We start from the raw sequence: 11,507 nt of genomic DNA, 5'->3' as shown, positions 1-11,507 counted from the left end.
ATTCCGCCGGACCCCCGCCGCGGCGGGAAGGGGGTCCGGGGGCTTGCCCCCGGCATTTCCCCGCCGCCACGGCGCTCAGCCCGTCACAACCGGCCCGGCGGTGTCCGCACCGGGCCGCAGGGCACTTCACCGCGGCGGGAAAGGGCAGGGGCTTGCCCCCTGGGGGCCGCGTCAGACCAGCCGGCGTCGCAGCCAGACCCACGTCAGTACCGTCAGCCCGGCCGCGAGGCCCCCGTACAGGGCCGTCTCGATCCACTGGACGGTCCAGAAGTCACCCGCCGGGTGGACCTTGTGGTAGCGGGCCACGAAGCCGTGTTCGGCCATGCACCGTTTCAGGTCGGCGCCGGACGTCTGGCAGTAGCGGGCGATGGAGTACTCGCGCCCGGCGGCATCGAGGTAGCCGAAGTCGCCGGTGGACCAGGCGCTGCCGACGTACTTCTTCGGCGTCATGCCCGGCGTGACGCGCGCGGTGGGCGCGACCCAGTCCGCCCGGAAGGCGCCGAGCAGCACCCGTACCACCACGATCCCGGCGAGCGCCGCGCCCATCGCGGGCAGGGTGCGGCGCAGCAGCACCCCGGCGGCGGTGCCGGCGGCCAGGCCGAAGAGGGCGCAGGCGATGGCGGCCGGGCCGGTCGCGTTGAAGAGGAAGCCGTCGTACCAGTAGAGGCCGTCCAGGGCGTTGGAGACCGGCGCCCACCACCAGGCGACGAGCGCGGCGAGGACCGCCGAGCCGGCGAGCGCGCAGGCGGCGGCCAGCGCGAAGCGGGCGGTGAACCAGCGGCCGGCGCCGACGCCCTGGGTGAGCGCCAGCTTGGCCGTGCCGTTCTCCAGCTCACGGCCGATCAGGGGCGCGCCCCAGAACAGGCCGACGAGCACCGGCACGGCGGCGCTGAGGGCGCCGAGGGCCCGGATGGCGTCGGTGTTGTCGCGCAGCAGCTGTTCGACGGCGTCGACGTCGGTGCGGCACTCCTCGGGGTCCCAGCCCTTGCACAGGTCCACCCGGAGGTGGTGGGCGTCGATGAAGGCCGTCATGTCCGCCCGCCGCCAGGCGACCCAGGCCGTGCAGACGGCGAGGACGACGGCCGCGGTCAGGACGAGCGCGCGCTGCTGGCGCCAGGCCAGCCACCAGGTGCCCTTCATGCCGCCTCCCCCTGCCGCGCGGTGACGGAACCCGCGGCCGAGCCCGGTCTCGGTGAGCGCCGCGGCGCCCCGGCCCTCCCCCAGTCTGATCATCTCCACCCCTTTTCACTAAGCCCTTAGTGGAATGATGCGGGCGACTTTCGAACGCCGTCAAATCGCCCGATTCGCTCCACGACCCGCCGGGTGACGGCACGAAAACGCCGAACCCCCGGGCCACCTGCGGAAACAGATGGCCCGGGGGTTCGGGAGGGAGCGCGTGGAGGCCGGCTCCGCTAGACCGCGGCCGGTTCCATGTCGGCCCCCGCGGGGACCTCCGCCGCCGGCGCCTTGCGCGGCAGGGCGAACATCAGGAGCAGGACCACGCCCAGCACCCCGGCGACCCACCACATGCCGTGCCGGAACGCCGCCGCGAAGGCCTCCCCGGCCCGTCCGTGGGCGACCGCCCGCTCGTCCAGGGCGTTGAAGAAGACCACGGACACCAGGCCCAGACCCACCGCGTTGCCCAGCTGCTGCGTGGTGTTGATCAGACCGGACGCGGAGCCGGAGTGCTCGCGCGGCACCTCGGCGATGACCGCCTCGGTCAGCGGCGCGACGATCAGACCCATGCCCAGGCCCATGACGACCAGCGGCAGCGCCATCTGCCAGGGCTTGATGCCCAGGCCGAAGTGCTCGGTCTCCCAGATGTAGAGCAGCACGCCGACCGCCATGGAGACGGCCCCGGCCTGCAACACCTTGCGCCCGAAGCGCGGCACGAGCTTCTGCACGGACACGCCCGCCGCGGCGGAGACCGCGATCGAGAACGGGATGCCGGTCAGGCCCGCGCGCAGCGGGCTCCAGCCCAGGCCGATCTGCATGTAGAGCGTCCAGATCAGGAAGAAGATGCCGCAGGCGATGCCGAAGGCCACCTCGACGCCGATGCCGGCCGCGAAGCTCTTGACCTTGAACAGCGACAGCTCGACCAGCGGCGAGCCGTCCCGGCGGGTCTTGTACCGCTCGTAGGCCACGAACGCGACGAACACCGGCGCGCTGCCCGCCATGCACAGGTTGCCCCACAGCGGCCAGCCCAGCTCACGGCCCTGGGTGAGCGGGTAGAGCAGCATCAGCAGACCGCCCGTGGCCAGCACGACGCCGGGCAGGTCGAGCTTGAGCGCGCGCGGCGCCTTCGACTCCGAGATGTAGCGGCGGCCGAGCAGCAGGCCGGCGATGCCGACGGGCAGGTTGACCAGGAAGATCGGGCGCCACTCCAGGCCGAAGAGGTTCCACTGGGTCAGCAGCGCGCCCAGGATCGGCCCGGACACCGCGCCCAGCCCGACGACCGCGCCGAACATGCCGAACACCTTGCCGCGCTCGTGCGCGGGGAAGGTGGCGTGCACGATCGCCAGCACCTGGGGCACCATCAGCGCCGCCGTGGCGCCCTGGAACACCCGTGCCGCGACCAGCAGTTGCGGGTCGCCGGCGATGCCGCACAGCATCGATGCGAGCGTGAAGCCGGACATGCCCAGCAGGAATATCCGCCGGCGTCCGTATATGTCACCGAGCCGGCCGCCGGTGATCAGACCGGCCGCGAACGCGAGCGCGTACCCCTCGGTGATCCACTGGAGCACGCTGAACGAGGCCCCGATGTCCTTCTGGATGCTCGGCATGGCGATGTTGACGATGGTCACGTCGACCAGGTCCATGAAGGACGCGGTCATCACGACGGCGAGCGCCAGCCACCGGCGGCGGTCGCCGTCCTGGGCGAGGGGCGAATCGTTGGCGGTGGTCACAGGGGTATTGCCTTTCCTCTTACGGCTCCGGGGATTCATCGCAAAAGTAACGGGGGTGTAGGCCAGAGTGTGTCCTAGATGACTGGGAGGCTGGGTGACATGACCGACACCCCGGCACGGCTGCTGACCCTGCTCTCGCTCCTCCAGACCCCGCGCGAATGGCCGGGCAGCGAGCTCGCCCAGCGCCTCGGTGTGAGCCCGCGGACCATCCGGCGGGACATCGAGCGGCTGCGCGACCTCGGCTACCCCGTCCAGGCGACCATGGGCGCCGTCGGCGGCTACCGGCTCGCCGCCGGCGCCGCCATGCCGCCGCTCGTCCTCGACGACGAGGAGGCCGTGGCCATCGCCGTCGGCCTGCGCGCCGGCGCCGGCCACGCCGTCGACGGCATCGAGGAGGCGTCCGTACGGGCCCTGGCCAAGCTCGAACAGGTGCTGCCGTCGCGGCTGCGCCACCGCGTCGCCGCCCTCCAGGCCGCGACCGTGCCACTGATCTGGGGCGCGGGTGACGGCACGACCGTCGATCCGCACACGCTCACCGTCATGGCCTCCGCCGCCACCGGCCAGGAGCGGCTGCGTTTCGCCTACCGCACGGGCGACGGCACCGAGACCAAGCGGCTCGTCGAGCCGCACCGGCTGGTCAGCACCGGGCGCCGCTGGTACCTCGTCGCCTACGACCTCGACCGCGACGACTGGCGCACCTTCCGCGTCGACCGCGTCAGCGACCCCTTCGCCACGGGCGCGCGCTTCACCCCGCGCGAGCTGCCGGCCGCCGACGCGGCGGAGTTCATGAGCCGCTCCATGTCCCGTCTCCAGCCGACGTACCGCGTCGTCGCCACCCTGCACGCCCCGGCCGCCACGGTCGCCGCCCGCCTCCCGCAGGCGGTCGGCACGCCCGTCCCCGTCGACGACACCACCTGCCGCCTGGAGGTCACCACGGCGGACTCCCTGGAGTGGATGGCCTTCCGGCTGGCGATGCTCGACTGCGACTTCACGGTCCACGAGCCGCCGGAGCTGATCACCCACCTCCACGGCCTGGGCAGCCGCCTCACCCGGGCCGCCGGCGCCGAGGCCCGCTGACTCCGGGCGGGAAGCCGGGCCGGAATCCGGGCCCGGACGCGGAGAAGGACCCCCGGCGCAGGGGGGGGAAGCGCCGAGGGTCCGGTATCCGATGGTATGCCCTGTTACGCCGCCGCGTCGAACCCGGTGTCGTGGGCCATCTTCTTGAGCTCCAGCAGCGCGTGCTTCTCGATCTGCCGGATCCGCTCCCGGGTGAGGCCGTGCTGCTTGCCCACCTCGGTGAGGGTGCGCTCACGGCCGTCCTCGATGCCGTAGCGCGCCTTGATGATCGACGCGGTGCGGTGGTCGAGCCGGCCGATGAGACTCTCCAGCTCCTCGCTGCGCAGCAGCGCGAGCACGGACTGCTCCGGCGAGACCGCGGAGGTGTCCTCCAGCAGGTCGCCGAACTGGGTCTCGCCCTCGTCGTCCACGGACATGTTCAGGCTGACCGGGTCGCGGGCCCAGTCGAGGACGTCGCCGACGCGCTCGGGCGTGGTGTCCAGCTCGACGGCGATCTCCGCGTGCTCCGGCTCACGGCCGTGCTCCCGGTTGAACTCGCGCTGCACACGCCGGATGCGGCCGAGCTCCTCCACCAGGTGGACGGGCAGCCGGATCGTCCGGGACTGGTCGGCGATCGAGCGGGTGATCGCCTGCCGGATCCACCACGTCGCGTACGTGGAGAACTTGAATCCCTTGGTGTAGTCGAACTTCTCGACCGCGCGCACCAGGCCGGCGTTGCCCTCCTGGATCAGGTCGAGCAGCGGCAGTCCGCTGCGCGGGTAACGGCGGGCGACGGCGACGACCAGGCGCAGATTGGACTTGATGAAGACGTCCTTGGCGCGGGCGCCCTCGGCGGCTATCGCCTCCAGCTCCTCGCGCGAGGCCTCGCCGGCCTTGGCCCCGCCGTCCTCCAGGCCGTCGAGGATCTGCTGGGCGTAGACGCCCGCCTCGATGGTCTGCGACAGCTCGACTTCCTTGGCGGCGTCGAGGAGGGGCGTACGCGCGATCTCGTCGAGGTACATGCCGACCAGGTCGCGATCGGCGATCTCCCCGCCTGCCGCGCGAACACTGCTTGCCTCGTCGGGTGCCGGAGCCGCCGGAGCCGTCTGGGCTTCGGACCCCTTGGCTGCGGTCTGACGACGGGCGACGGCACGGGTTGCCATGCGTACTCCCTTGCGATGAGACGGTCGCGGGATGGAGAGAGCTTCCTGTCACGGGTGCCCCGTCCGAAGGAAAGAACGACCGTAATCCGGACAGAATTCCCAGGAGTCGTCTTCTTTTTTCTGATCATGCAGTACCCTGTCCGGCCACACAGGGGGGGCGGCACGGTGCGGATCCCGGCGGAAGCGCAGGTCAGACCGGGTACGAGGCCGAGCCGGCGGAGCTCGTCGAGATCCACCGCCGCTACGCCCCTGAGACGGCCGTCACATGCGACGTCACCCCGTTCGCTCCGCTCCCCCTCCCAAGACGGCCCGCACCGGCTGATGGTTGCGAGGACGGCCCGGACCGACGAGCGCCCGCTCGGCGGCGCGTGATCGATTTGCCCGGGTCCGGGGGCGGGTGTGCGCTGGTCTGGGGGGTGACAGAGAGGAGCCCCGTCATGCCGTCACACGCGATCACGTCCGGGCGCCACCGCCACGCGCACGAGGGTCCCGGCCCGGTCTCCCGCGGCGTCCTCCACCACCGTTCCCGCGCGGCTCGGGTGATCCCCGTGGTCGGCGGCGTCGCCTTCGGCCTCTACACGGTCTTCCTCAGCGGCGAGAACGGCGCCTCCGCGGGCCACGCATGGCTGGAGGGCCTGGTCGCCGCCCTGGTCACCGGCGGGCTGGGCCACGTCCTCATCCGCGAACGCCACCGCATGATCGCCGAAGTGGCCGCGATCGCCAACGGCGCGCTGTTCGGCGCGGCGATGGGCTTCCTCTACAGCCTCAGCGACGTCTCCGTCCTGCGGGCCGGCAGCATCGGCCTGCTGCTGGGCGCGTGCCTGGCGGTGGCGTGCTACTACGTCTTCTACAACCACGACCACCCGACGGCTACACCTTGACGCCTGCGGCGCGCCCGAACGCCTTTCCCTCCCGCCGCAACGGCGAGCAACCACCGCCGCCCAGCCCGGCGACGCCGGACCAGGCCCAGCCCGGACCGCATCCCGGCGCCCCCACCGACCAGAGTCCGACCCGAACACCCTCCCCTCCCGCCGCAACGGCGAGCAACCACCGCCGCCCAGCCCGGCGACGCCGAACCAGGTCCAGCCCGGGCCGCATCCCGGCGCCCCCACCGACCAGAGTCCGACCCGAACGCCCATCCCTCCCGCCGCAACGGCGAGCAACCACCGCCGCCCAGCCCGGCGGTGCCGGGCCGGGCCCGGCCCGGCGCCCCCGCCGGAACGGCGCCGCCGAACACGTAGCCGGTGGCCGAACACCGCCGCGGGGGCGAGTGGGCCGGCCCCCGCCGGGGCGGCTCGCGGCAGCGGGGAAGGGCGGGTGGGTGGGGAAGGAACCCCGCGCCCCGTTCCCCCCGTACCCCCGTTCCACCTAGCGTGAGCGGCATGGCTCAGGACATCGACCCCAGCGGCACCCTGGACGAGGCCCTGCAACGCGTGCACCGCGCCGGGCCCGAGTTTCAGGGGTGGTTGACCAATCACGCCCCGATGGCCGTGGAAGCGCTCGTGCGCAGAGGGCGCACGAGCGGCGTCCACCCCTGGCTGGACGTCTACCGCCGGCGCCTCGAAGAGCTGCCCGGCACCTCCCCCACCACCCGCGTCACCGGCGCCAACTGGCGGGAAGCGCTCGGCGATCCGGCCCGGCTGGGCGACTGGATCGCCTACTTCGCGGACGAGGTCGCCGAGCGGCCCTGGCGCGACGTCCTCGTCACCTGGTGGCCGCGCCTGCTGCCCGGGATCTGCGGCGGATCCACGCATCCCGTGATCCGCGTCGGGCACGCCGTCCGCACCCTGCTCGCCGGCCGGGAGACCGCGCCCCGTACCGCCGAGCTGGCGCACGCGCTCGGCTACTGGGCCGCCCGCCACCAGCCCCTCGCCGTGCCGGTCTCGCTCGCGCGAACCGGCCGGGGCGACGCGCCGGAGCCGGCGCTGGCGGCCGTACCGGCGCTCGCCGACCCGGACGAGGAGGGCGGCATCCGCGCCCGGTTCGCCCGCCTGCCCCGCGTGCCCGGCTGGCCCGCCGACGCGAGCACCCTCCGTCCCCCGGCCGGCCCGGAGGACGCCCGGGAGCTGCTCGCGGAGCTCGTCCGGGCGGCGACCCGGCGCTACCCGGACTACGCGCACGGCGACGCCGTGATGCTCGTCCACACGGCGACCGCGCCGAACGGCGTGCTGCGCACCCTCCCGGCGCTGCCCCGCGAGCTGTGGGCGCCGAGCCTGGCGGCGGCGTGGGAGGCGAGCGCGGCGGTGACCGCCGCATACGTGCCGGCCGAGCCGCTGCCGCCCGTGACGGGCGCGCCGGCGAGCGCCGAGGACGCCTTCGAGCGGGCCGCCGCACACGGCGACGAGCACGTGATCAAGCTGGCGGACACCGCGCTGGACGTCGGCGGCCCCGCCGCGTGCGCCGCCGTGGCGCGCGCCTGCGAGCTGATCGAGCCGCTGACCTGACAAACCCCGAACAATCAGCCGGGCAATCGGCCGGACGATCAGCCGAACTGAACGGACCGCTTCGCCAGACCCATCCAGAAGCCGTCGATGACGCTGCGCTGGCTGTCCAGTTCGTCCTCGGCCGCGCCGAGGGTCACGAACAGCGGCGCGAAGTGCTCGGTGCGGGGGTGGGCGAGCGCGCCCGCGGGGGACTTGTGGGCGAAGTCCAGCAGCGCGTCGACGTCCTGGGCGTCGAGCGCCTCACGCCCCCACGCGTCGAACTCCGCCGACCAGCCGGGCACACCGGAATGCCGCAGCGCGGCGAGGTTGTGGGTGAAGAAGCCGCTGCCGACGATCAGCACGCCCTCGTCGCGCAGCGGCGCGAGCCGGCGCCCGGTCTCCATGAGCCGGGCCGGGTCGAGCGTGGGCAGTGACATCTGGAGCACGGGCACGTCCGCGTCCGGGTACATCTCGACGAGCGGCACGTACGCGCCGTGGTCGAGCCCCCGGTCCGGCATGTCCTGCACGGGCGTGCCCGCGCCGCGCAGCGTCCTGCGGACGCGCTCGGCCAGGCCGGGAGCGCCGGGAGCGGCGTACCGCACGCGGTAGTAGTGCTCGGGGAAGCCCCAGAAGTCGTGGACCAGCGGCACGGTCTCGGTGGCCCCCAGGGCGAGCGGGGCCTCCTCCCAGTGGGCGGAGACCATCAGGATCGCGGTGGGCCGGGGCAGCCCGGCCGACCAGGCCGCCAGCTGGCCGGGCCAGAGGGCGTCGTCCGCGAGCGGGGGCGCGCCGTGGGAGAGGTAGAGGGCGGGCATCCGCCCGGAAACGGGGTGTATGTCTGGAGCCTGCACGGTATCGACCGTAGCCCTACTTTCTTTAAACTTCAAGCATTCAGGTGAATGGACCGCGAGTGGAACAGTGGATGCCATGACGAACCGACCCGCGCCGGACCCCGACGACCGTGCGGAAGGCGAAGGGCAGCCGGCGCCCCGCTGGCTGACCGCCCAGGAGCAGGAGACCTGGCGGGCCTACCGGCACGCCTCGACGCTCCTGGAGGACCACCTCGACCGCCAGCTCCAGCGCGACGCCGGGATGCCGCACATCTACTACGGCCTGCTCGTCCAGCTCTCCGAGGTGCCACGGCGCCGCATGCGGATGACCGAGCTCGCCGAGTCCGCCAAGATCACCCGTTCCCGGCTGTCGCACGCGATCGCCCGCCTGGAGAAGAACGGCTGGGTGCGCCGCGAGGACTGCCCCTCCGACAAGCGCGGCCAGCTCGCGGTCCTCACCGACGAGGGCTTCGCGATGCTGCGCGGGTCCGCGCCGGGCCATGTCGCGGCCGTCCGGGCCGCCGTCTTCGACCGTCTCACGCCGGAACAGGCGGCCCAGTTCGGGGAGATGTGCCGGATCATCGCCTCCGGCCTGGAGCCGGCCGGCGCGGACGTCCCCTGGCTGCGCTGAGCCGGGGCCGTACACGGCCCCGGGCCGCACACGGCCCCGGGCCGCACACGGCGAAGGCCCCCGCCTCCACGAGGGAGGCGGGGGCCTTCGTCCGCGCGTACTCCGTGCGTACTCCGTACGTACTCCGCAAGCCGCAGAACCGATCGGTGGCCGTCGGCTCAGTGGGCCATGACCGGGATCGCGTCCTCGGCCTGGTCGCCCTCACCGGCGGCGGCGGGGCCGCTCTGCGGGCCGGTGTTGACGAAGACGGCGGCGATGAGTGCCGACAGGGTCAGGATGCCGGCCGCCCACCAGATGGCGGTGGTGTAGCCGTGCACCATCGACTGGAACTGCAGCAGCTTGGGGTTGCCCGCGGCAGCCGGGGTCATGTGCGACTTGAAGTAGTCGGTGGTGGCGCTGGCGGCGATGGTGTTCAGCAGGGCCGTACCGATCGCACCGCCGACCTGCTGCGAGGTGTTGACCATCGCGGAGGCGACACCGGCGTCACGCGGCTGGACGCCGTGCGTGGCCAGGCTCATGGCCGGCATGAAGGCCGTACCCATGCCCAGACCCATCAGCAGCAGCGCGGGCAGGATGCCCGACGCGTACGAGGTGTCCATGTCGATACGGGTCAGCAGCAGCATGCCGACGGCGGCCAGCAGGAAGCCCGGGCCCATCAGCCAGCGCGGCGGGACGCGGGTCATCAGCCGGGCGCCGACCTGCGTCGAACCGGCGATCATCGTGGCGATCATCGGCAGGAACGCCAGACCGGTGCTGACCGGGCTGTAGCCCTTGACCACCTGGAGGTAGTAGGTCAGGAAGAGGAACAGGCCGAACATGCCGATCGCGGCGAGGCCGAGGGAGCCGTAGACACCGCCGCGGTTGCGGTCGGTGACCACGCGCAGCGGCAGCAGCGGCGACTTGACCTTGGACTCGACGAGCACGAAGGCGAGCAGCAGCACGGCGGCCGCGGCGAACATGCCGAGGGTGAGACCGGCGGTCCAGCCGTCGGTCTCGGCGCGGGTGAAGCCGTACACCAGCGAGACCAGGCCGAGGGTGGCCAGGACGACGCCGGGAATGTCGAGCTTGGACGGGTTGCGGGCACCGGCCGGCTCGTGGATGACCGCGATCGCACCGGCGGCGGCGACGATGGCGAACGGGATGTTCACGAAGAACGTCCAGCGCCAGTTGAGGTACTCGGTGAACACACCACCGAGGATGAGACCGACGGCACCGCCACCACCGGCGATGGCACCGAAGATGCCGAACGCCTTGGCGCGCTCCTTCGCCTCGGTGAACATCACCGCGAGCAGCGACAGGGCGGCCGGGGCGAGCAGCGCGCCGAAGACGCCCTGCAGCGCGCGGGCGCCCATCAGCATCGGCTGGTTGACGGCGGCGCCGCCGATCGCGGACGCGGCCGCGAAGCCGATCAGACCGGTGACGAACGTGCGCTTACGGCCCATCAGGTCGGCCAGCCGGCCGCCGAAGAGCAGCAGACCACCGAAGGCGAGCGCGTAGGCGGTGATGACCCACTGCCGGTTGCCGTCCGAGATGTGCAGGTCGGCCTGGGCGGAGGGGAGGGCGATGTTCACGATGGTCGCGTCGAGGACGACCATCAGCTGCGCGAGGGCGATGAATATGAGCGCTTTCCAGCGCGCGGGGTCCGGCTTGAGCTCGGGAAGTGACATGAAGGGGCCTACCTAGCGGTTGCGGAGTGCGGGACTGCTCGTGAGGAGTGGTTCGGAAATCGGGGAGGTGAGGTGCGGTGAGGTGAGGTGCGGTGCGGTCGCCAAGGACCGGAGGGACGTGGCTCGGTCGCCGGATCGGGTCGCGTGGTCGCGTCGTTCAGCCGCCGCTTCCGATGCGGCGAAGGTCCTCCAAGGTCGTGGCGGTGCCGCGCAGTTCGGACCTGGCCGGGGCCATCAGCCCGTCCAGGAAGAGCTGCAGGTGCCTGTGCACGAACTGGTCGAAGTTCACACAACCGCTGTCCGGCAGCGGCCGGGTGAGCTGGGTGACGGCCACCATCAGATCGCCGATGGCGACGTCCGCGCGGAGCCGGCCGGACGCGCGGGCGGCGGCCATGAGGGCCTCGGTCTCCCGCTCCAACCGGTCACGCTGCTCGAGGAGTTCCGGATGGCTCTTGTCGACGCCCTCGGAGAGCAGCGGGCACAGCGCCCCGACCCGCTCGTCCGCCATGGCGTGGACGAAGCGCCTCAGCGCCAGGAAAGCATCGGGCTCCTCAGCTCTCGCCGCCTCCGCGTGATCCGCGACACGGGTCATCACGGACAGGGCGACATGGTGGATCAGCTCGCGGCGGTCCGCGAAGTGCCGATACAGGGTGGCATTGCCGACCCCGGCGCGTCGAGCGATTTCATCGAACGACGATTCGGACCCGTGTTCGACCAGCACCTCGCGGGCGGCGGCGATGATCCGCTCGCGATTGCGCAGGGCGTCCGCCCTCAGGCGGGGCTGCGGGGCTGCCGGCACGGGGTTCTCCTCAAACGGAATAACCGGGGACC

Annotated in this window: 10 protein-coding genes; 4 read left to right on the top strand and 6 right to left on the bottom strand. The window is 72.6% G+C overall.

What is annotated here, in order from left to right; all coding sequences use genetic code 11:
• Positions 1–171 precede the first annotated feature (171 nt).
• Together AB0K09_RS00955 and AB0K09_RS00950 are read right to left on the bottom strand one after the other, a co-directional pair.
• Complete coding sequence (locus AB0K09_RS00955) at positions 172–1,233, bottom strand: transporter (protein ID WP_366063046.1); 1,062 nt, start codon at positions 1,231–1,233, stop codon at positions 172–174.
• Positions 1,234–1,412: 179 nt separating this feature from the next.
• A complete protein-coding gene (locus AB0K09_RS00950; protein ID WP_366063045.1) occupies positions 1,413–2,906 on the bottom strand; it encodes an MFS transporter in 1,494 nt (497 codons plus the stop codon).
• Positions 2,907–3,005: 99 nt separating this feature from the next.
• Here AB0K09_RS00950 and AB0K09_RS00945 point away from each other — a divergent pair, with 99 nt between their 5' ends.
• Positions 3,006–3,983 carry a YafY family protein gene (locus tag AB0K09_RS00945; RefSeq protein WP_366063044.1) on the top strand — a complete coding sequence of 326 codons (978 nt, stop codon included), beginning with the start codon at positions 3,006–3,008 and terminating at the stop codon, positions 3,981–3,983.
• A 104-nt stretch (positions 3,984–4,087) separates the two neighbouring features.
• Here the strand turns inward: AB0K09_RS00945 and AB0K09_RS00940 are convergent, their stop codons facing one another.
• The gene (locus tag AB0K09_RS00940; protein ID WP_366063043.1) at positions 4,088–5,125 is read right to left on the bottom strand and encodes a sigma-70 family RNA polymerase sigma factor; all 1,038 of its coding nucleotides are present in this window, start codon (positions 5,123–5,125) and stop codon (positions 4,088–4,090) included.
• 437 nt (positions 5,126–5,562) lie between these two features.
• On the opposite strand from AB0K09_RS00940, the gene AB0K09_RS00935 reads away from it, so the two are divergent.
• Both AB0K09_RS00935 and AB0K09_RS00930 read left to right on the top strand, forming a co-directional pair.
• Positions 5,563–6,006, top strand: a complete 444-nt coding sequence (locus AB0K09_RS00935) for a hypothetical protein (protein ID WP_366063042.1) — start codon at positions 5,563–5,565, stop codon at positions 6,004–6,006.
• 501 nt (positions 6,007–6,507) lie between these two features.
• The gene (locus tag AB0K09_RS00930) at positions 6,508–7,569 is read left to right on the top strand and encodes a questin oxidase family protein (RefSeq protein ID WP_366063041.1); all 1,062 of its coding nucleotides are present in this window, start codon (positions 6,508–6,510) and stop codon (positions 7,567–7,569) included.
• Positions 7,570–7,607: 38 nt separating this feature from the next.
• Here the strand turns inward: AB0K09_RS00930 and AB0K09_RS00925 are convergent, their stop codons facing one another.
• Positions 7,608–8,363 carry a class III extradiol ring-cleavage dioxygenase gene (locus AB0K09_RS00925; RefSeq protein ID WP_366063051.1) on the bottom strand — a complete coding sequence of 252 codons (756 nt, stop codon included), beginning with the start codon at positions 8,361–8,363 and terminating at the stop codon, positions 7,608–7,610.
• Positions 8,364–8,475: 112 nt separating this feature from the next.
• On the opposite strand from AB0K09_RS00925, the gene AB0K09_RS00920 reads away from it, so the two are divergent.
• The gene (locus AB0K09_RS00920) at positions 8,476–9,009 is read left to right on the top strand and encodes a MarR family transcriptional regulator (RefSeq protein WP_366063040.1); all 534 of its coding nucleotides are present in this window, start codon (positions 8,476–8,478) and stop codon (positions 9,007–9,009) included.
• A 158-nt stretch (positions 9,010–9,167) separates the two neighbouring features.
• Here AB0K09_RS00920 and AB0K09_RS00915 read toward each other — a convergent pair whose 3' ends face one another.
• The gene (locus tag AB0K09_RS00915; protein ID WP_366063039.1) at positions 9,168–10,676 is read right to left on the bottom strand and encodes an MFS transporter; all 1,509 of its coding nucleotides are present in this window, start codon (positions 10,674–10,676) and stop codon (positions 9,168–9,170) included.
• 157 nt (positions 10,677–10,833) lie between these two features.
• Entirely contained in the window at positions 10,834–11,475 is a 642-nt protein-coding gene (locus AB0K09_RS00910; RefSeq protein WP_366063038.1) for a helix-turn-helix domain-containing protein, read from the bottom strand.
• Between the last annotated feature and the right edge of the window lie 32 nt (positions 11,476–11,507).

The organism is Streptomyces sp. NPDC049577, from assembly GCF_040675635.1.
Lineage (GTDB): Bacteria > Actinomycetota > Actinomycetes > Streptomycetales > Streptomycetaceae > Streptomyces.
Note: the sequence above shows the minus strand (reverse complement) of the source record. Positions and strands in the feature narration are given on the sequence as shown.